Below are 19,773 nucleotides of genomic sequence, written 5' to 3'. Positions count from 1 at the left end.
GCGCCCGGAAAAGCGGATCGGCGCGCCGCGCGGAGCGGTCGTACGGGGCCTCGGACGCGGCCTCGGGCGCGGCGTGAAAGAGCCGTCCCCGCACCGGGCGCGGGCGGCCGACCGGCCGGGAACACGCGGCACCGGTTGCCCGACGGGCGACTGGGTAGGGGCGCAAAATGATGATCTAGTGCCGCGACCCGCGACGTTCGCCCGGGAGGGCGAAGCCCGCCGGGTGGGGCACCGGCCCCTGTCCGCCTCCGTACGGGATGACATGAAAACTGGACGACCGAGCCCGTCGAACCTCAGGCGGGACAAGAGGCAGAACAGCGGCGGCAGCGCCGCCACGGACCGCCTGCTCCGCATCGTGCTGCGCCGCGAGAAGCGCACCCTGAGCGCCGAGGACGTGACGGTCACCGACAAGCCGCAAGTGCGCCGCGCGGTCTCGGCGGCGGCGCTCGGCAACACCATGGAATGGTTCGACTTCGGCGTCTACGCCTATCTGGCGGGCACGCTGGGAAAGGTGTTCTTCCCGGCCAGCGAGCCGGGCACCCAGGTGGTCTCCACCTTCGCGACCTTCGCCGCGGCCTTCCTGGTACGGCCGCTCGGCGGGCTCGTCTTCGGGCCGCTCGGCGACCGTATCGGCCGCAAACGCGTCCTCGCCTTCACCATGATCATAATGGCGATCAGCACGTTCGCCGTCGGCTTCCTGCCCAGCTACGACGCCATCGGCTTCGCCGCGCCGATCCTGCTGCTCGTCTGCCGCCTGGTGCAAGGTTTCTCCACGGGCGGCGAGTACGCCGGAGCCACCACCTACATCGCCGAGTACGCGCCCGACAAGCGCCGCGGCTTCCTCGGGAGCTGGCTCGACTTCGGCACCTTCGTCGGCTACTCGCTCGGCTCCGGCCTGGTCACCATCCTCACCGCCGTGCTCGGCTCCGACGGCATGACCGACTGGGGCTGGCGGCTGCCGTTCCTGGTGGCCGGACCGCTCGGACTGATCGGGCTCTATATGCGGCTGCGGCTGGAGGAGACCCCGGCCTTCCAGAAGGAGACGGAACAGGCCGAGGCCGAGAACGAGGAGAGCGACCCGGTCGAGGAGGCCCGGCAGTCCGGCAAGGGCCGGCTCAAGGAGATCTTCACCCGGCACTGGCAGGCGGTGCTCATCTGCATGGGCCTGGTCCTGCTCTACAACGTCACCAACTACATGGTGACCTCCTACCTGCCGACCTTCATGACCGAGACGCTCGGCGAGGACGACCTCACCGCCCAACTGCTGGTGCTCGGCACCATGATCGTGGTGGTGCTGACCATCACCACCGTCGGCCGCACCTCCGACCGCTGGGGCCGCCGGCCCGTCTTCATGGCCGGCAGCATCGCGCTCGTCGTACTCGCCATCCCCGCCGTGGCCCTCATCAAGCAGGGCGGCATCCTCATGCCCGCCTTCGGCTGCGTGATCCTGGGACTGCTCCTGGTCTGCTTCGCCGGCACCTCCGCCTCCACCCTCCCCGCGCTCTTCCCCACCCGGCTGCGCTACGGGGCCCTGTCCATCTCCTTCAACATCTCCGTCTCCCTGTTCGGCGGCACGACCCCGCTCTTCGCCTCCGGCCTGGTGCAGGCCACCGGCAACAAGATGGTGCCCGCCTACTACCTCATGGTCGCGGGCGTCATCGGCTTCATCGCCGCCTTCTTCCTGCACGAGACCGCGGGCAAGCCACTGCGCGGGTCGGGGCCGATGGTGGAGACGCCCGAACAGGCCCAGGCGCTCGTCGCCGACAGCCGCACCGAGGCCAGCCGCCGGGCGCGGGACATCTGGATCAAGCTCCGCCACCCGTGGGCGCGCCGCGAGGGGAAGTAGCCGCACGGCACGGGGTCTCGACGGCGGCGGGCGGGTCTGCCGCTGGGGCCCCGCCGCCTTCCGAGGGCGCTTTGCCGGGCCGGTCTCAGGACGGCGGCGGCCGGTTCAGGAGGGCAACTCGCCGCGCCACGCGCGCAGGTCCGCTTCCACCTGGGCCTGCGCGTGGCGGAGGGCGGGCAGCAGCGCGCCCCGGGTCTCCTCGGCGGTGCCCCGGCCCGCGTGGGTGGAGACGTTCAGCGCGGCCACGACCCGGCCGGAGACGTCGCGCACGGGAACGGCGATGGACCGCAGTCCCTCCTCCAACTCCTCGTCCACCAGGGCGTGGCCCCCGTCGGCGGCGGCGTCGAGGATACGGGCCAGGGCGCGCGGATCGGTGACGGTGCGCGGCGTGAGCGGGCGCGGTTCGGCCCGTACGAGCCGTGCCGCGCGCTCCTCGGCGGGCAGCCCGGCGAGCAGCACCCGGCCCATCGACGTCGCGTACGCGGGGAAGCGGGTGCCGACACCGATGTTGACGCTCATGATCCGGTACGTGGGCACGCGCGCGATGTAACGGATCTCGTCGCCGTCCAGCACCGCCATCGAGGCCGACTCGCGCACCCGCGCCGCCAGGGCCTCCAGATGGGGCTGGACGATATCGGGGAAACCGAGCCCCGACAGATGGGCGTAGCCCAGTTCCAGCACGCGGGGCAGCGGGTGGAAGAGCCGGCCGCGCGAGGCCGCGTAGCCGAGCCGCTCCAGGCTGAGCAGCGCGCGCCGGGCGGTCGCGCGGGCCAGGCCCGTCGCCTCCGCGACCCGCGCCAGGGACAGCCCGCCGGGGCGTACGCCGAGCGCGCGCAGGACGGCCAGCCCGCGCGCGAGCGACTGGAGGTACCCCGAGCCCAACTCCGCCTTGGCCGCCTCTGGTTCGTACTCGGACGCGCGCGGTTCGTACTCCGCTGCTCCGTGTTCGTCCCGCACCGGCCGCGGAGGCGGCGGGGGAGCGGGGGACGGTCGCGCGGGCGGGGCCGCCAGGGCCTCGGCCATCGCGGGCAGGTCCTTCCGCAGCCGCGGCAGGACGGCGGCGGCCAGGGAGTGGACCGTGTGCCGGCTGGAGTGGCTGACCACGCTCACCGCGCACACGACGCGGCCCGCGGCGTCGGCCACCGGCAGGGCGACGGCGATCAGGCCGGGTTCGATCAGCCCGTCGTCCGCGGCCCACCCGCGTTCGGCCGCCTCGGCGCGACGCCGCTCGAAGTCGGCCTCGACGCGGGCCGCCGCCTTCTCGGCCGCTTCTCCCGCCGCTTCTCTCGCTACTGCATCCGCCGTTTCTCCTGCCGTCTCTCCGCCCCCGGTTTCCGCGATCCCCGCGACGGCGGGCCGGGGCGGCACCGCCGGGAAGCCGGCATCACCGGGGTCCGCCTGCCGTCGCGCCCGCCACGCCGTACGCTCCTCGGGGCCCCAGTCGGCGGCGAACAGCGCGCCGGGGGCGCAGCGTTCGGCGGGGAGCAGATCGCCGATGCGGAAGGCGAGCGACATGGTGCGGCGCCGGGTGTACTGGGCGACGAACCGCACGCCGTCCCCGTCCGGTACGGCCAGAGAGACCGACTCGTCGAACTGTTCGGCGAGCCGCGCCGCGAACGGCCCCAGCGCCGCCGGAATGCCACTGGCCGTCAGATAGCCATTGCCCAGCTCCAGCAGACGGGGGGTCAGCTCGATGTCGCGTCCGACGGCGCGCAGGTAGCCGACGCGGGCCAGCGTGGCGACGACGCGGTCCACGGTCGAGCGGGCGAGCCCGGTGGCGTGCACGAGATCGCTGGGGCGCAGCCGGTGACTGCCGGGGGCCGACATCGCGCGCAGCACGGCGAGTCCGCGTTCGAGCGGCCCGACGACCGCCGCGTCGTGTGCGGCCGGCGCTGTGGGTTCGGCTGAGTCGGCCGAGCCGGCGGGATCGGCTGAGTCGGCCGAGTCGGTGGCCGGGGGGTGGGACACGGAGGGGGCTCCTCGGAGGCGGGGCTACGGGCCGGGCGGGGCTACGGGCGCGGGTGCGGCTACGGGATAGGGCGGGCCCGCGCCCGTACGGACTCTCTCGGCGTCTTCCGGCCGGGGCCATTGACACCCGAGAACGCGCGGGCGGAGACTCGTCCGCGACCCATTATGAACGAAAGTTCAGCAGGCGAACAACGAACAACGATAGGCGAACCTCAGCAGCGAACGAACAGCAAGTGAACGAACAGCAGCAAGCGAAGGGAACCATGGCCGAGACCCGAACCCTGCGCGACGCCGTAGCCGAACTCGTCCACGACGGCGACACCGTCGCCCTCGAAGGGTTCACCCACCTGATCCCCTTCGCCGCCGCGCACGAGATCATCCGGCAGGGCATCACCGACCTCACGCTCGCCCGCATGACCCCCGACGTCGTCTACGACCAGCTCATCGGCGCCGGCCTGGTGAAGAAGCTCGTCTTCTCCTGGGGCGGCAACCCCGGCGTCGGCTCGCTGCACCGCTTCCGCGACGCCGTCGAGAACGGCTGGCCCCGCCCCCTGGAACTGGACGAGCACAGCCACGCCGGCATGGCCAACCGCTATGTCGCCGGGGCCTCGAAGCTTCCCTTCGCCGTCCTGCGCGGCTACCGGGGCTCCGGCCTCGCCACCCGTACGGACACTGTCTCCACCGTGGTCTGCCCCTTCACCGGCGAGGAACTGGCAGCCGTCGCCGCCCTCAACCCCGATGTCACCGTCATCCACGCACAGCGCGCCGACCGCGACCGGAACGTGCAGTTCTGGGGCGTACTCGGGGTGCAGAAGGAGGCCGCGCTCGCCGCGCGCCGGGTGCTGGTCACGGTGGAGGAGGTGGTCGACGAACTGCCGCCCACGCCCGGCGCCGTCGTCCTGCCCGGCTGGACCGTCGACGCGGTCGTCCCCGTGCCCGGCGGCGCGCACCCCTCCTACGCGAGCGGGTACTCCGTCCGTGACAACGCCTTCTACCGGGCCTGGGACCCCGTCGCCCGCGACCGCGAGGCATTCCGGGCCTGGCTGGCGGAGCACGTGCTCAGCGAGGGGACCGCCAACTGATGACCGATCAGCCAAACGACGCAGCAGGCGCGGCGGACGCAGCAGGCGCGGCGGACGCAGCGGACGTAGCGGACGGAGCAGACGTGGCGGACGCGGCGGACGCGGCGCACGCGGCAGACGCGGCAGCGGAGTTCACGCGTGACGAGCTGATGGAGGTCAACGCGGCCCGCGCGCTCGCCCGCGCGCGTACCTGCTTCGTCGGCATCGGGCTGCCCAGCACCGCCGCCAACCTCGCCCGACGCACCGTCAACCCCCGCCTCGTGCTGATCTACGAATCCGGCACCATCGGCTCCAAGCCCACCCGGCTGCCGCTGTCCATCGGCGACGGCGAACTCGCCGACACCGCCGACGCCGTCGTCCCCGTGCCCGAGGTGTTCAACTACTGGCTCCAAGGCGGCCGGATCGACGTCGGCTTCCTCGGCGCCGCCCAGGTGGACCGGTTCGCCAACGTCAACACCACCGTCGTCGACCGCGGCCCCGGCAAACCGGAAGGCCGCCTCCCCGGCGCGGGCGGCGCACCGGAGATCGCCGCCAACTGCGGCGAAGTCCTCCTCGTACTGCGGCACTCCACCCGCGGCTTCGTCCGGCGGCTCGACTTCGTCACCACCCTCGGCCACGGCTACGGACCCCACGACCGTACGAGGCTCGGCATGCCCGGCCGCGGCCCCGTCGCCGTCATCACCGACCTCGGTATCCTCCGCCCCGACCCGGCCACCTCCGAACTGACCCTCACCGAGCTGCATCCGGGCGTCACCGTCGCGCAGGTACGGGCCGCCACCGGCTGGGAGCTGCGGACCGCCGAGCGGGTCGGCGCCACCGCGCCGCCGACCGCCGAAGAACTCCGGGAACTGCGCGCCCTCAAGGCGGCCGGAAGGAGCGAAGCGTGAACCAGGACCAGGAGACCTCCCGCCCGCCCGCACAGACCGAGCCCGAGATCGAGTCAGAGACCGCGCCCGGGCCCGAAACCGAGACCGAGACCGAGACCGAGACCGAATCCGGGTCCGAGGTGGAGCCCGCGGTAGCGGCCCGCCAGGGCCTGCGGGCGGGGGCGTCCCCGCTGACACCAGTCGGGACGCGCCCGCTCACACCGGCCGGGGTGCCCTCGCCCACACCGGCCGGGGCCCGTCCGCCCACGCAGGCGGAGATCAGCGCCGAGATCGCCGAGCTGCGTGCCGCCTACGCCAAGGCGCGCGCCGAGGGCGCACCGCCCGCCGACCATCCCGCCCGCGACTATCCCCCCTACCGGTCGAGCCTGCTGCGCCACCCCCGGCAGCCGCTGGTGACGATAGCCGGGAACCCGGAGACCGTGGAGCTGCACACCCCGGTCTTCGGCCCTACCGACATCACCGAATACGACAACGACCTGACGGCCCAGCACACCGGGGAACCGCTCGGCGAGCGCATCACCGTCTCCGGCAGGCTGCTCGACAGCCGGGGGCGGCCGGTGCGCGGGCAGTTGATCGAGCTGTGGCAGGCCAACGCGGCGGGCCGCTACGCCCACCTGAGAGACCGTCACCCCGCGCCGCTGGACCCCAACTTCACCGGCGTCGGGCGCACGCTGACCGGCGACGACGGAAGCTACAGCTTCACCACCGTCAAGCCCGGCGCCTACCCGTGGCGCAACCACGCCAACGCCTGGCGCCCCGCCCACCTCCATTTCTCCGTCTTCGGGACGGCCTTCACCCAACGCCTCGTCACCCAGATGTACTTCCCGGGCGACCCGCTCTTCGCCCACGACCCGATCCTGCAGTCCGTCACCGACGACGCCGCTCGCGACCGCCTCGTCGCCGCCTACGACCACGGACTCTCCCGCCCCGAATGGTCGCTCGGATACCGCTGGGACATCGTCCTCGACGGCCCGTCAGCCACCTGGCGCGAGAACGGCGAGAACGGCGACAACGGCGAGAACGGGCGTTAGGGACCGGCGGCGGCAGATCCAGGCACCCTCCGACCACTTGCGAGGCGCGACGCGGTGAACACCGACCTCACGGGCGAGTACCGCCCCACCCCCTCCCACACCGTCGGCCCCTTCTACGGCTACGCGCTGCCGTTCCCCGGCGGCCCGGACGTGGCGCCCGCCGGGCGGCCCGACGCCATCACCCTGCACGGCCGCGTCCTGGACGGCGCGGGCGCGCCCGTACCGGATGCCCTCGTCGAGACCTGGCAGGCCGGGCCCGACGGCGCCCTCCGCGGGCGGCCCGGCTCCATGCGCCGTGACGCGGCCGACGGCGGCTTCCTCGGCCGCGACGGCGCGGACTTCACGGCCTTCGGCCGGTGCGCCACCGACGCCGACGGCCGCTGGGCCGTCCGTACGCTGCCACCCGGCCCGACCGGCGGCCCCGACGCGCCCTACATCAGCGTATGCGTCTTCGCCCGCGGCCTGCTCCACCACCTCTTCACGCGCGCCTACCTCACCGGCGAGGCGGCTCACCGCACCATGGGCGGGGCCGCCGCGCTCGACACCGATCCGCTGCTGGCCTCGCTCACCCCGCGCCGGCGGCGCACGCTGCTCGCCGTCGCCGAGCCGCACGGCGCGTACCGCTTCGACATCCGCCTGCAAGGCGAGGAAGAGACGGTCTTCCTTGAATTCCGCTGACGACGCGCCCGGTGCGGCCTACGGGGACAGCGGGCTCCTCGCCCCCGCCTGGGCCGGGTCCGCGGCCGAGGCCGCCACCGGGGACGCCGCGTACCTTACGGCCCTCCTGGACGCCGAGGCCGCCCTCACCCGGGCGCAGGCCGCCCTCGGCCAGGCCCCGCGGTCGGCCGCCGACGCCGCGACGGCCGCTGCCCGCGCCGACGCGTTCGACGTACGGGACCTGGCCCTGCGCGCCCGCGACGGCGGCAACCCCGTCATTCCCCTGGCCGCCGTCCTCACCGCGGCCGTCGCCCGTACGGACCCCGCGGCGGCGGCGTACGTGCACCGCGGCGCCACCAGCCAGGACATCCTCGACACCGCGCTGATGCTGGTCGCCGCCCGTACCCTGCCGACGATCACCGCCGACCTCGCCCGCGCCGCCGAGGCGCTGGCGGCCCTCGCCGCCGCCCACCGCGCCACCCCCATGCCCGGCCGCACCCTCACCCAGCACGCCGTGCCCACCACCTTCGGCCTCAAGGCCGCCGGCTGGCGCGCCCTGCTCCTGGACGCCCACGACCGCCTCACCGCCCTCCACCCCACCCTCCCCGCCCAACTGGCCGGCGCGACCGGCACCCTGGCAGCCTTCACCGCGTACAGCTCCGCCGGCCTGGCTGCGGCCCCCGACGCCGACCCCGCTGCCGCCCGGGAGACTGATCCCACCGACGCCCCTGACGGGCCCGGCACCGCCGTTACGGGCGTCGGCGACACCGGCTCCGCCCCGAGCGCCGCCGGTCCTTCGGGCGCGGCTGGTCGAGCCGCCGTCCCGAGGGGCGACGGTCCGGGTGGTGCCCCCGCCGCCGCTGGCCCCGCCGACGCCCCTGACGGACCCGGCACCGCCGTTACGGGCGTCGGCGACACCGGCTCCGCCCCGAGCGCCAACGGTCCTTCGGGCGCCGCTGGTCGGGCTCCTGTTCCTATGGCCGACGGTTCGGGTGATGCCTCTGCCGCCGCTGGGCCCGGCGACGGCCCTGACGGGCCCGGCACCGCCGTTAGGGGCGACGGTTCGGGTGGCCCCGCCGCCGCTGCCCCCGCCGCCCGTGCTGGCGCCCCAGGCGCTGAGGCTTCGGAGCTCGGCGTCACGGCCCGCCCTGCCAGCGGGCCCGCGGCCCTTGCGGGCGTCCCCGCATCGGGCGCCCCCGCGCCCGGCGGCGGCCAGCCGCCCGGCGACGGCGCCCTGGGGCTGGTCGGGCGGTTCGCGGCAGAGGTGGGGCTGGCTGAGCCCGGGCTGCCGTGGCACACGCTCCGTACGCCCGTCGCCGATCTCGCGGCGGCGCTCGCGTTCTGTTCGGGGGCCCTCGGCAAGCTCGCCGCCGATGTGCTGGTGCTCTCCCGCACGGAGATCGGGGAGGCGGCCGAGGGGGAGGGCGGCGGCTCGTCCGCCATGCCGCACAAGCGCAATCCGGTGCGGGCCACGCTCATCGCGGCGGCGGCCCGGCAGGCGCCCGCTCTCGCGGCGGTGCTGGTGCAGTCGCTCGCGGCGGAGGACGAGCGCCCGGCAGGGGCCTGGCACGCGGAGTGGCAGACGCTGCGCGAACTCCTGCGGCTCGCGGGCGGCGCCGCGCACCAAGCGGCCGAACTCGCCGAGGGGCTAAAGGTGTTTCCGCAGCGGATGCGTGAAAACCTCGACACCACTGGCGGGCTGATGACCAGTGAGCGTGTCGTTGCCGCGCTGAGCCCGGTGCTCGGCCGCGCCCGCGCCAAGGAGCTCCTGACGGCCGCCGCGCGCCGCGCCGTCGCCGAGCGCGTACCGCTGGCGGACGCGCTCGTGGCGGAGGAGCCGGGGCTCTCGGAGAAGGTCTCCGAGGACCGGCTCCGGCGGCTGACCGACCCGGCCGGGTATCTCGGCCGCGCCCCGGAACTGACCGACCGCGCCCTCCGGCGCCGGCCCAGGACGGACATATGACCAGCCTTCACCACCACATCTCGGACGGCGGCACCGGAGACGGCGGGCTGCCGCTGCTGCTCGGCCCGTCCCTCGGCACCTCGCTCGCCGTCTGGGAACCCCAACTGCCCGCACTCGCCGCGGGCCGCCCGGTGCTGCGCTGGGACCTGCCCGGCCACGGCGGCTCGGCGGCCGGCCTCGTGCCGGACGACGGCACGGCCACCGTCGCCGGCCTGGCGGCGCTCGTGCTGCGGCTCGCCGACGACCGGGGCTGGGAGCGCTTCGCCTACGCCGGGATCTCCCTCGGCGGCGCCGTCGGGCTCCACCTCGCCGTCCACCACCCGGAGCGTCTCGGCGCGCTCGCGCTGCTGTGCTCGTCCGCCGTCTTCGCCGACGGAGCCGCCTGGCGCGAGCGGGCCGCGAGCGTACGCGCCGACGGCACCGGGCCGCTGGTCGCACCGAGCACCGGGCGCTGGTTCAGCCGCCCCGCGACGGCCGCCGGGCCGCTCGGCACGCGCCTCCTCGATGATCTGCGCACGGCCGACCCCGCCGGGTACGCCGCCTGCTGCGACGCGCTGGCCACGTACGACCTGCGCGCCGAACTGCCCCGCGTCGCCGCCCCCACCCTGGTGGTCGCCGGCCGCGACGACCAGGCCACGCCGCTCTCGCACGCCCGCGAACTCGCCGACGGCATCCCCGGCGCGAGCCTGCTGGAGATCGCGCACGCCGGCCATCTCGTCGGCGTCGAGCGGCCGCGGGCCGTGTCGGCGGCGCTGCGGGCCCACTTCGCACCCGCGTCGGGCGCGCCCGGCCCCGTACCCGACGAGCGGGCGGGGCGGAACTGATGCGCACGACCGTAGGGATCATCGGCGGCGGGCCCGCCGGGCTGCTGCTCGCCCGGCTGCTGCACCGCGCGGGCATCGACAGCGTCGTCCTGGAGAGCCGAGACCGCGCCTACGCGGAGGGCCGCCAGCGGGCCGGAGTCCTCGAACAGGGCACCGTCGACGTGCTGCGGGCGTGCGGCGCGGGGGAGCGGATGGGCCGTCAGGGGCTCGTCCACCACGGCATCGAGCTGCGCTTCGACCGTCGGGCCCACCGCGTCGACCTCTCCTCGCTCACCGGCGGCCGCACCGTCATGATCTACGCGCAGACCGAGGTGGTGAAGGACCTGATCGCCCTTCAGCTCGCCGACGGCGGGCCGCTGTTCTTCGAGGCGCGGGCGCTGTCCGTCGAAGGGGCCGACACCGAGCGGCCCGTGGTCCGCTTCCTGCGCGGCGGCCGCGAGCAGACGCTGGAGTGCGACTACGTCGTCGGCTGCGACGGGTTCCACGGCATCGCGCGCAACGCCGTCCCCGAAGCCGTGCGGCGGACGTACGAGCGCGGCTACCCGTACTCCTGGCTCGGCGTACTCGCCGATGTGCCGCCCTCCTGCGAAGAGCTGACCTACGCCCACTCGGCACGCGGCTTCGCGCTGCACAGCATGCGGTCGCCCACCGTCAGCCGGCTCTACCTCCAGGTCCCGACCGGCGAGGACGTGGCCGCGTGGCCCGACGAGCGGATCTGGGACGAACTCGACGCCCGCCTCGCCGTCGACGGCCCCTGGCGGCTCGAAAGAGGGCCGATCACCGCCAAGTCGGTGCTGCCGATGCGCAGTTGGGTCATCGAGCCGATGCGCCACGGCCGGCTGCTGCTGGCCGGTGACGCCGCACACATCGTGCCGCCCGCCGGCGCCAAGGGGCTGAACCTCGCCGTCGGCGATGTCGTCGTCCTCGCCCGCGCGCTGGCCGCGCTGAAGGAGACCGGCTCCACCGCGGCGCTCGACGCCTACTCCACCACGTGTCTGCGCCGGGTATGGCGGGCCGAGCACTTCTCGTACCTCATGACCACCACCCTGCACACGGAGCCCGGGCAGTCCCCGTTCGCCACGCGCCTCCAGCTCGCGCAGCTCGACCGCATCGCCTCCTCGACGGCCGCCGCCACCGAACTCGCCCAGAACTACGCGGGGCTGCCCTTCGGCTGAAGCAGCGCCTCGGCGGCGGACCGGGCCCGGCGGGCCGGTTCGGGGGAGCCCGTGACGCCGGCGGTGGCGATCGCGCCCTCCGCGAGCAGCGCCAGGTGGCCGGCCGCCTCCGGCGGCGCCCCGGCGTCGGCGGTGAGCTCCGCCAGGTAGCGGTGGAAGGCGTCCTTGTGCTCGCGGGCCGCGGTGACGACGGCGGGGGAGATGCCGCCGAGTTCGCCGACGGCGTTGAGGAACGCGCAGCCGCGGAAGCCGGGCCCGGCGAACCAGTCGTGCAGCCAGTCGAACACGGCCAGCACCCGCGCCCGCGGGTCGGTCCGCTCGGCCACGTACGCGGCGAGCGCCTCCCGCCACCGGGTGTCGCGCCGCCGCAGATACGCCTCGACCAAGTCGTTCTTGGAGGGGAAGAGCTGGTAGAGGCGCTTGAGCGAGACGCCTGAGGCGGACCGGAGCTCGTCCATGCCCACCGCCTGCACCCCGCGCCCGTAGAACAGCTCCTCGGCCGCGTCGAGCAGCCGGTTCCGGGCGATGTCGGGATCCACAGCAGACCTGCCTTGCGAGAGAACAAACGTTCTCCCGACTGTACCGCCAGTCGGCCCCTCCTCGGGCGGGCGGCGTCGCGACGCGGAGTGGGGGCGCGGTGCCAAGACCGTGTGAACGTTTCTTGTACGGACGGGCGTACGGGCGCGGGCGGCCGTGCCGGGGTACGGCAAGGAGTGCGCCCTTGGGCCCCCGGCCGACCTCGAAGGATTGCCGCGAACGGGCCGAAACCGGAAATGAATGAGAGTAGCTGGAGCACTCTTTGGGCCGCGAGCCTATGACCCAAAGTAAGTTGACACATTCCGCCTGCGAAGTAACCATCGTCTCGATGTCCGAGACGGGGGCGCATACGGACAGTGGCGAAACATGGCACCACTCCGCGATGCGCCGGTCATTGCCAGGAGGAGCTATCACGTCATGAAACACTCCGAAACTCCCACCGATGGGGCACCAGCCGTCTTGGAGAGGCCGGTGCGTACTCTGATCAGTGGCGGTCCGGGGAGCCAAGAAGCCGTTGGGGGCGGCCAGAGGCAGCTCTTTGACGCAGCTCTCCATCCATGGGGGCGCACCCCCGACGGGATGCGACTTCGAAGGATTCACCAGTCCGTAGGGAACGAAACCACGGCGTGGGGGCTCTGATGGCCTTGTATTTGGCCTCCTCCACGACCGTACCCGTGCCGGCCGCGGACACCGCGGTCGCCACCGTGACGAGTACGGCTCCGACAATGGTCCGTCAGCGGCGCGACGGTCCCGCGAAACCGGCTCTTACGACGATGGTTCCCATCGATTCCCTGTTGCCCGCCGACTCGCCCCGTACCACGGGTGAGGACGACGGGCATATTCAGGTACTGGCGGAATTGGATGCTCCACTTCCGCCCATTATCGTGCACCGTTCCACGATGCGCGTCATCGACGGAATGCACCGGCTCCGCGCCGCTCAAGTCAGCGGCGCGAAGTGCATCGAAGTCCGCTTTTTCGAAGGCACCGAGGAGAACGCCTTTGTTCTCGCGGTCAAGCTCAATGTCGCCAATGGACTGCCGCTCTCGCAGGGCGACCGCACCGCGGCCGCCGTCCGTATCCTCGGCAGCCATCCGCAGTGGTCGGACCGGCGCATCGCCGCCGCCACCGGGCTCGTCGCCAGCACCATCGCGTCGATGCGCAAGCGTTCAACCGGTGGCATCGAGCAGTTGAACGCCCGGGTCGGCCGCGACGGCCGGGCCCGCCCGCTCAACTCCGCCGAAGGGCGCCGGCGCGCCAGCCAGGTGATCGCCGACCGGCCCCACGCCTCCCTCCGGGAGATCGCCGACGCGGCCGGGGTCGCCCCCGCCACCGCGAAGGACGTACGCGACCGGCTCCTCCAGGGCCGCGACCCCGTCCCCTCCCGGCTGCGCGAGGCCGAGGCCCAGCAGGGACCGGGCGCGGCGCCGACGGCGGCCCGGTCCGGCGCGGACCGCCCCGACGCGCGGGCGGTCGCCGAAGCGACGTCCGCCGGGACCGCCTTGCCGAACATGCGCAAGGACCCCTCGCTGCGGACGGAAGCGGGGCGCACACTGCTGCGGCTGCTGAGCGCCCACTCCATCGGCGAGGAGGAGAAGTGGCGGCGGCTCGTCGACAGCGTGCCCCGGCACCGGGCCGACTCGGTGGCCCGCGCCGCCCGCGCCTGCGCCGAACAGTGGGTCCGTTTCGCGAAGGAGCTGGAGCTCCGGGGGAGCTGAACCGGAGCGGGGCGTCGCGGTCGAGTCGGCCGTACGCACGTCACGTACGTAGGTACGTCCCGCGGCGGCCGATGACGCCGGGACCGGCGAGGTCGGGACCGGCGTCCTCGGGCCGACGCGGCCGGGACCGGTGGTGAGGAGGCCGGACCGGCGACAGCGAGGCCGGTGGCGCTTCGGCGTCGCCGGCCTCGACGGCGTTCACGGGGGCGGGTCGCCCGCACGTCGAATTGGTCCCGCGCGGAAACGCGGCCGGTGTGCGGGCCGAGTGAATTGCCGAATAGCCGCGCCCGGCCGGGCACGCGGCCGTCGAAAGGCATTGGCACGCCTACCCCCGGATGATAGTTTCGCGACGTAATGCGGAGGGCCGAAAGCGGGGCGGGGGATTCCATTGGCTGTCGCTGAACGCGGGATCGCGGCCGCCTGGTATATACCCCACCGGATATACGCCGACGGGGGGCGTCATCAGTTATTGCCCGCGAAATGCCGCGCCCGTGGACCGAGCCCGCTGGAATCCTTTCGGACGCCCGCGAAAGAGGGAGTTTCGCTGTGACGGACGTGCAGGACTGGGAACCGCTGGAAATCCGCCCCGAAGACGTCGGGACGCGACCGGGGACGGCCGGCCTGGTGGAGTATCTGAAGGGGCACCCGGGATTCGGCGCGCTCCTGGTGGAGAACAAAGCGGTGGTGTTCCGGGACTTCGCCGTGCCGGAAAGCGAACTGGAGCCCGTACTCGATCTGCTGCTGCCGAACCGGCTCGCCTACGTGCACGGGAATTCGCCGCGGACCAAGGTGGGGGAGAACGTCTACACCTCCACGGAATATCCGCAGGAGCTGACCATCTCCATGCACAACGAGCTGTCCTACAGCGCCCAGTGGCCGTCGCGGCTGCTGTTCTACTGCGCCGTCGCCCCGGGCTCCGGCGGTGCCACCCCCGTCGTCGACGGGGTGAAGTGGCTGGCGTCGCTGGACGACGAGGTGCGCCAGGCGTTCGCGCAGGGCGTGCGCTACTCCCAGAACCTCCACGACGGGCTCGGCCTGGGCAAGAGCTGGCAGGACACCTTCGAGACCGACGACCGGGACACGGTGGAGGCGTTCCTCGCGGGCTCCGCCGCCGAGTGGGAGTGGAAGGGCGACGGCAGCCTGCGCGTGAGCCAGGTCCGGCCGGCCACGGTCCGCCACCCGGTGACGGGAGCCGAGGTCTGGTTCAACCAGTCGGATCAGTGGCACCCCGCCGCGCTCGGCGACGAGACCGCCGCCGAACTCGCCGAACTGCTGCCGGCCGACGAACTGCCGCAGTCCGTCACCTTCGCGGACGGCAGCCCCATTCCGGGCGAGTACGCGATCCAGGTACGGGACCGGGGACTGGCCGCCGCCGTGGACGTGGACTGGCGCCAGGGCGATCTGCTGCTGATCGACAACGTGCTCGTCGGGCACGGGCGCAGGCCCTTCACGGGCGACCGCAAGGTGCTCGTCGCGATGACCGACTGACCGCCCCCATGCCCGCCCGCCTTACCTCTTGCCCGACCCCCCGAGGACGCCGAGGGCACGTATCTGGTGCTGGTGAACGACGAGGGGCAGCATTCGCTGTGGCCGTCGTTCGTGGAGGTGCCGGCCGGCTGGACCGTGGCCCTCCAGGAGACGGCCCGTCAGGCGTGCCTGGACTACATCAACGAGCACTGGACGGACATGCGTCCCAAGAGCCTCATAGCCGCCATGGACGGCGACGCAGCCTGAACCGGTCCACCGACGGCACGCGAGAGGCGGCCGGCTCCGCGAGGCCCATGCCCGCGGGCGCCGGCCGCCTCTCGCGCGCCGGGCAGGTCGTACCGGCGGCCGTACCGGTGGGTCGTATCGCCGTGTCGTACCGGCGGGCCGCCGTGCCGGCGAGCCTCCGCCGAATGCCGCACCCCGAGGGGGCGACCACCTGACGAAAGTCGGGGTCGGGTCCTGCCCAAGGTCTCCTGCCGCCGCGCCCGCCGGTCCGTAGCGTCCTTGGCACGCACCGCCGGAGAGGACATGGACCACGATGCTCACCCTGCAGGGCCTGACGAAGAGGTACGGCGAGAAGACCGCCGTCGACCGGCTCACGCTGGACGTCGCGCCCGGTAAGATCACCGGCTTCCTGGGGCCGAACGGCGCCGGGAAGTCCACCACCATGCGCATGATCCTCGGCCTGGACCACCCCACCTCCGGCACCGCCCTCATCAAGGGCAAGCGGTACGCGGACCTCGCGCACCCGCTGCGGGAGGTCGGGGCGCTCCTCGACGCCAAGGCGGTGCACCCCCGGCGCACGGCGTACAGGCATCTGCTGGCGATGGCCCGCAGCCACGGCATCGGCGCCAAGCGGGTGGACCAGGTGCTCGACGTGGCGGGGCTCGGCGAGGTCGCGGGCAAGCGGGCCGGGTCGTTCTCCCTCGGGATGGGGCAGCGGCTGGGCATCGCGGGGGCGCTGCTGGGCGACCCGGAGGTGCTGATGCTCGACGAGCCGGTCAACGGCCTCGACCCGGACGGCGTGCTGTGGATCCGCAACTTCCTGCGCTCGCTGGCCGCCGAGGGCCGCACCGTCTTCGTCTCCAGCCACCTGATGAGCGAGATGGAGCTGACCGCCGACCGGCTGATCGTCATCGGCAAGGGCAAGCTCATCGCCGACGCCCCGATGGCGGACATCCTCTCGCGCAGCTCCCGAAACTCCGTCAGGGTGCGCGGCCCCGAGGCCGAGGGCCTGCGGCTGCTCGCCGACCGCCTGCTGGAAGAGGCCGCCGACGTCACATGGGAGTCCGCCGGCGAACTCGTCGTCACGGGCCTGAGCGTCGAGCGGGTGGGCGACCTCGCCCACGAGCGGCACGTACGACTGCATGAACTGCGGGCCGTGGAAGCCTCGTTGGAGCAGGCGTACATGGAACTGACCGCGGGCAGCGTCGAGTACGGGCAGGCCCCGCCGCCCGGCCCCGGTGTGCAGCCGCTCGCCTACGGGGGGCCGCCTCTGCCGTACGGGCAGCCGCACGCCGGTCAGGGGGAGGGGGAGAGCCTTGTCGTCTGACCACGCCACGGCGCGAACCGCCGCCGCTCCGCACCGGCCTGCCACCGGCCCGCACCGGCCCCTCGCCGATCCGCACCGGCCCGCCGCCGACCCGCGCGGGCCCCTCGCCCATCCCCACCGAACCACCACCGCCCCAGGTGGCCCGCGCCGTCCCGGCGCCGCCCGTCACCGAACCGACCAGAGAGACCGCGTCCGATCATGAGCTCGCTGACTACTTCCCCCGCGGGCGCGCCGCGCGCCACACCCCGGCCCTCCGGCGGCGGCCTGCCCGGCGCCGTGGCCGCCGAGTGGACGAAGCTGTGGTCGCTCCGCTCGACCTGGTACTTCCTCCTCGTCGCGGCGGCCGTGATGGCCGTGACGGCCGGGTGCATCGGCACCGTCTCGCACGATCCGGCGGCCTCGGTCGCCCGCCCGGCGACGCTCGCGACCGTCTACGGCGTGGAGTTCGTCGTCGCGGCGCTGGCGATGCTGTCCGTCACCGGCGAGTACGCCACCGGCAGCATCACCAACACCCTTCAGTGCGTGCCCAATCGGGCGCGCATGCTGGTGGCGAAGAGCATCACCCTGGGCGGTGTCGCCTTCGGCGCGGGCATCGTGCTGGCCGCGATCGGGGTGGCCGCGGGCGGCGCGGCCATGGACGCCGGCGTCTTCGAGATGTCGTACGTGGCCGGTCAAGTGCTCGCCATCGCCGTGCACTTGGCGCTGCTGAGCGTGCTCACGGTTGGGCTCGCGGCCATCGTGCGCAGCTCGGCCGGGGCCATCACGGCGCTGTTCCTGCTGCTGCTCATCGTGCCGATGATCCTTCAGTCGATCCCCGCGGACTTCTTCACCGATCTGGCGCAGTTCCTGCCGCAGGCGGCGGGCGCGCAGTTCATGGCGGACGAGGCCGAGCTGTACGGGCCCGTGGCCGGGCTGCTGATCCTCGTCGCCTGGGCCGCCGCGTTCCTGACCGCGGCCACGGTCGTGCTGCGCCGCCGCGACGCCTGAGCGTCGCGGGCCATATACCGGCCGGGCCGGTGCCTTACTCCCCCGGAGGCGCCGGCCCGGTCCGATCCTCGGGGCGAAAGCCCCGAGGGGCCGCTCAGTCGTCCTCGCCCACCGGGAGTGCCCCGTGGGCGAGGACGGCGGCCTGTACCACCGCGTGCGGACATTTCATCGCCGGCCCGCCAGCGGTGAAAGGCCGGTGGCAGGCCGGTGGCAGACCGGTGAGAGTTCGCTGAAAGCAGGAAATGCTCAGACCGGCAGCGGGGGTGTTATCCGCGCGTACTTCCCCCGGTAGTAGAGCAATGGGCCGGCCGCGCCGCCGACGCCGAGTCCGTGCACATCCGCCGTGACCACGAGATGGTCCCCGCCGTCGTATTCGGCCTGGAGTTCGCAGTCCACCCATGCCGCGACGCCGGAGAGCAACGGCATTCCGTCGGGGGAGAGATCCCATTCCACGTCGGCGAACTTGTCGCCGCCGGAGCGGGCGAAGCCATTGCTCAGCCCCTCCTGTCCGGCCGCGAGGACATTGACGCAGAAGCGCCCGGCGGCGCTGATGACCGGCCAGGTCGTCGAGGAACGGCTCGGACAGAGCAGCACCCGCGGCGGCCGCAGCGACAACGAGCTGAACGACTGGCAGGTGAACCCCACCGGGCCGTCCGGCCCGAAGGCCGTCACGACGGTTATGCCGGAACAGAAATGCCCCATTACTGACCGGAACTCCTGAGGGTCGACACCCTCCGCAGCCACGGTATTGGCGACGGCATCACGCACTGTCGCTCCTTCCTCCCGTTGAGGGGGAATGATACCGACCGGCTTTCCCCCGGACAGAGCCGCCGGGAACCGAATTCCGGCCAACGGACCACAGCCCGCGGCCGGTCCGCCCGCCCCGATTCACACGGGATTCACGCGGCGCACACCGAGCGCGCCGATACTCCACCGAGAGAAACCAAAAGGGAATCGCCATGCCCGACGCCCCCGGCACCACGACCGACGCCCCCGGCACCATGCCCGACGCCCCCGGCACCACGCCCGACGCCCCCGGCACCACGCCCGACGCCCCCGGCACCACGAGCGCCGTCCCTGGCACCACGCCTGGTACCTCCGCCGCCACACCCGCCGTCTCCGGCGCCTCCACCCCCGCACCCGCCTCTGCGGCCTCCGCCCCGCCCGCCCGTACCGCGATCCCGCGTCGCCTGCTGATGTGCTCCCCGAGCCACTTCGACGTCACCTACTCCATCAACCCCTGGATGGAGCCCGAGAAACCGGTCGACGGTGGCCTCGCCCTCGCCCAGTGGGAGCGGCTGCGCGACCTCTACCGCGAACTGGGCCACACCGTCGACATCATCGAACCGGTCGGCGGCCTGCCCGACATGGTGTTCGCCGCCAACGGCGCCACCGTCATCGACGGCCGGGTCCTCGGCGCTCGCTTCCGGCACATGGAGCGCACCGCCGAGGGCCCCGTCTACCTCTCCTGGCTCCGCGAGCACGGCTTCGCCGAGACGCACTGGCCCGAGCACATCAACGAGGGCGAGGGCGACTACCTCCTCGCCGGCCGCCGGCTGCTGGCGGGCACCGGATTCCGCACCGACCCCCGATCCCACGCCGAGGCCCAGGAGTTCTTCGGCCCGCCCGTCACCGGCCTGACCCTCGTCGACCCCCGCTACTACCACCTCGACACCGCCCTCGCCGTACTCGGCGACGACGAGATCATGTACTACCCCGCCGCCTTCTCCCCGGGCAGCCGGGCGGCCCTGCGCGAGATGTTCCCGGACGCCCTGCTCGCCACCGACGAGGACGCCGCCGTCTTCGGCCTCAACGCCTTCGGCGACGGCCGCCACGTTCTACTGCCCGAGGCCGCCACCCGCCTCGCCGCCGCGCTGCGGGAGCGCGGCTACGAACCGATCGGCCTGGACCTGTCCGAACTCCTCAAGGCCGGCGGCAGCGTCAAGTGCTGCACGTTGGAACTGCGCGCCGGCTGACGCGCGCCGCCACCTGACGAAGGTCAGGGGTGCCCGCTGCCCTTGGTGCAGTGCGCCGTCCGGCGTACCGCTCCTACGGTCGTGA

General features: G+C 73.4%; 15 protein-coding genes and 3 pseudogenes. 15 read left to right on the top strand and 3 right to left on the bottom strand.

What is annotated here, in order from left to right; translation table 11 throughout:
* Positions 1-343 precede the first annotated feature (343 nt).
* Positions 344-1,846 carry a glycine betaine/L-proline transporter ProP gene (gene proP / locus IF55_RS13415; RefSeq protein ID WP_211269986.1) on the top strand — a complete coding sequence of 501 codons (1,503 nt, stop codon included), beginning with the start codon at positions 344-346 and terminating at the stop codon, positions 1,844-1,846.
* A 105-nt stretch (positions 1,847-1,951) separates the two neighbouring features.
* On the opposite strand, the gene IF55_RS13410 is transcribed toward proP, so the two are convergent.
* On the bottom strand, positions 1,952-3,673 hold the full coding sequence (locus tag IF55_RS13410) for an IclR family transcriptional regulator domain-containing protein (RefSeq protein WP_245661188.1): 1,722 nt from the start codon (positions 3,671-3,673) through the stop codon (positions 1,952-1,954).
* Positions 3,674-4,077: 404 nt separating this feature from the next.
* On the opposite strand from IF55_RS13410, the gene IF55_RS13405 reads away from it, so the two are divergent.
* From IF55_RS13405 to IF55_RS13370, 8 genes and pseudogenes are all read left to right on the top strand, one after another.
* Positions 4,078-4,896 carry a CoA transferase subunit A gene (locus tag IF55_RS13405; RefSeq protein WP_030880270.1) on the top strand — a complete coding sequence of 273 codons (819 nt, stop codon included), beginning with the start codon at positions 4,078-4,080 and terminating at the stop codon, positions 4,894-4,896.
* A 149-nt stretch (positions 4,897-5,045) separates the two neighbouring features.
* The gene (locus tag IF55_RS13400) at positions 5,046-5,783 is read left to right on the top strand and encodes a CoA-transferase subunit beta (protein WP_037964026.1); all 738 of its coding nucleotides are present in this window, start codon (positions 5,046-5,048) and stop codon (positions 5,781-5,783) included.
* Positions 5,784-6,040: 257 nt separating this feature from the next.
* A complete protein-coding gene (gene pcaH / locus IF55_RS13395; protein WP_030880265.1) occupies positions 6,041-6,814 on the top strand; it encodes a protocatechuate 3,4-dioxygenase subunit beta in 774 nt (257 codons plus the stop codon).
* A 54-nt stretch (positions 6,815-6,868) separates the two neighbouring features.
* Positions 6,869-7,492, top strand: a complete 624-nt coding sequence (pcaG, locus tag IF55_RS13390) for a protocatechuate 3,4-dioxygenase subunit alpha (protein ID WP_030880260.1) — start codon at positions 6,869-6,871, stop codon at positions 7,490-7,492.
* A pseudogene (locus tag IF55_RS41450) lies at positions 7,479-8,294 on the top strand (lyase family protein); the annotation flags it as partial. The gene pcaG and the pseudogene IF55_RS41450, both read left to right, overlap by 14 nt.
* Before the next feature lie 336 nt (positions 8,295-8,630).
* Positions 8,631-9,434: pseudogene (locus tag IF55_RS41445) on the top strand (lyase family protein); the annotation flags it as partial.
* A complete protein-coding gene (locus IF55_RS13375) occupies positions 9,431-10,258 on the top strand; it encodes an alpha/beta fold hydrolase (RefSeq protein ID WP_048831933.1) in 828 nt (275 codons plus the stop codon). The pseudogene IF55_RS41445 and the gene IF55_RS13375, both read left to right, overlap by 4 nt.
* Complete coding sequence (locus IF55_RS13370) at positions 10,258-11,433, top strand: 4-hydroxybenzoate 3-monooxygenase (protein WP_030880254.1); 1,176 nt, start codon at positions 10,258-10,260, stop codon at positions 11,431-11,433. Before IF55_RS13375 ends, IF55_RS13370 begins: the two co-directional genes overlap by 1 nt.
* Here the strand turns inward: IF55_RS13370 and IF55_RS13365 are convergent.
* Positions 11,409-11,972 carry a TetR/AcrR family transcriptional regulator gene (locus tag IF55_RS13365; RefSeq protein ID WP_030880251.1) on the bottom strand — a complete coding sequence of 188 codons (564 nt, stop codon included), beginning with the start codon at positions 11,970-11,972 and terminating at the stop codon, positions 11,409-11,411. The two genes, IF55_RS13370 and IF55_RS13365, sit on opposite strands and share 25 nt — an antisense overlap.
* A gap of 897 nt (positions 11,973-12,869) precedes the next feature.
* Here IF55_RS13365 and IF55_RS13360 point away from each other — a divergent pair.
* From IF55_RS13360 to IF55_RS13340, 5 genes and pseudogenes are all read left to right on the top strand, one after another.
* Positions 12,870-13,685 (top strand): hypothetical protein, encoded by an 816-nt coding sequence (locus tag IF55_RS13360; RefSeq protein ID WP_245661180.1) that lies wholly within the window; start codon positions 12,870-12,872, stop codon positions 13,683-13,685.
* A 546-nt stretch (positions 13,686-14,231) separates the two neighbouring features.
* Positions 14,232-15,173 (top strand): TauD/TfdA family dioxygenase, encoded by a 942-nt coding sequence (locus tag IF55_RS13355; protein ID WP_030880245.1) that lies wholly within the window; start codon positions 14,232-14,234, stop codon positions 15,171-15,173.
* A gap of 27 nt (positions 15,174-15,200) precedes the next feature.
* A pseudogene (locus IF55_RS13350) lies at positions 15,201-15,419 on the top strand (MbtH family protein); the annotation flags it as partial.
* Between the two features lie 292 nt (positions 15,420-15,711).
* A complete protein-coding gene (locus tag IF55_RS13345) occupies positions 15,712-16,725 on the top strand; it encodes an ABC transporter ATP-binding protein (RefSeq protein ID WP_078644273.1) in 1,014 nt (337 codons plus the stop codon).
* 198 nt (positions 16,726-16,923) lie between these two features.
* Positions 16,924-17,712: an ABC transporter permease gene (locus IF55_RS13340; RefSeq protein ID WP_030880237.1), complete on the top strand. Its 789-nt coding sequence runs from the start codon at positions 16,924-16,926 to the stop codon at positions 17,710-17,712.
* 246 nt (positions 17,713-17,958) lie between these two features.
* Here IF55_RS13340 and IF55_RS13335 read toward each other — a convergent pair whose 3' ends face one another.
* Positions 17,959-18,414, bottom strand: a complete 456-nt coding sequence (locus IF55_RS13335) for a flavin reductase family protein (RefSeq protein ID WP_078644270.1) — start codon at positions 18,412-18,414, stop codon at positions 17,959-17,961.
* Positions 18,415-18,908: 494 nt separating this feature from the next.
* Between IF55_RS13335 and ddaH the strand changes: the two genes are divergently transcribed.
* The gene (gene ddaH / locus IF55_RS13330; protein WP_245661187.1) at positions 18,909-19,688 is read left to right on the top strand and encodes a dimethylargininase; all 780 of its coding nucleotides are present in this window, start codon (positions 18,909-18,911) and stop codon (positions 19,686-19,688) included.
* The last annotated feature ends 85 nt before the right edge of the window (positions 19,689-19,773 follow it).

The organism is Streptomyces varsoviensis (genome assembly GCF_000718635.1).
Taxonomy (GTDB): Bacteria; Actinomycetota; Actinomycetes; order Streptomycetales; family Streptomycetaceae; genus Streptomyces; species Streptomyces varsoviensis.
The sequence above is the reverse complement of the archived record's forward strand: the minus strand, read 5'-3'. Positions and strand labels throughout refer to the sequence as shown.

What these genes read in the sequence shown, in the direction of transcription:
- IF55_RS13410 (WP_245661188.1), bottom strand. Translation starts at nt 3,673, where the DNA reads ATGTCGGCCCCCGGCAGTCACCGGCTGCGCCCCAGCGATCTCGTGCAC.
- IF55_RS13405 (WP_030880270.1), top strand. Translation starts at nt 4,078, where the DNA reads ATGGCCGAGACCCGAACCCTGCGCGACGCCGTAGCCGAACTCGTCCAC.
- IF55_RS13400 (WP_037964026.1), top strand. Translation starts at nt 5,046, where the DNA reads ATGGAGGTCAACGCGGCCCGCGCGCTCGCCCGCGCGCGTACCTGCTTC.
- IF55_RS13375 (WP_048831933.1), top strand. Translation starts at nt 9,431, where the DNA reads ATGACCAGCCTTCACCACCACATCTCGGACGGCGGCACCGGAGACGGC.
- IF55_RS13370 (WP_030880254.1), top strand. Translation starts at nt 10,258, where the DNA reads ATGCGCACGACCGTAGGGATCATCGGCGGCGGGCCCGCCGGGCTGCTG.
- IF55_RS13360 (WP_245661180.1), top strand. Translation starts at nt 12,870, where the DNA reads ATGCGCGTCATCGACGGAATGCACCGGCTCCGCGCCGCTCAAGTCAGC.
- IF55_RS13345 (WP_078644273.1), top strand. Translation starts at nt 15,712, where the DNA reads ATGCTCACCCTGCAGGGCCTGACGAAGAGGTACGGCGAGAAGACCGCC.
- IF55_RS13340 (WP_030880237.1), top strand. Translation starts at nt 16,924, where the DNA reads ATGAGCTCGCTGACTACTTCCCCCGCGGGCGCGCCGCGCGCCACACCC.
- IF55_RS13335 (WP_078644270.1), bottom strand. Translation starts at nt 18,414, where the DNA reads ATGGGGCATTTCTGTTCCGGCATAACCGTCGTGACGGCCTTCGGGCCG.
- ddaH (WP_245661187.1), top strand. Translation starts at nt 18,909, where the DNA reads ATGTGCTCCCCGAGCCACTTCGACGTCACCTACTCCATCAACCCCTGG.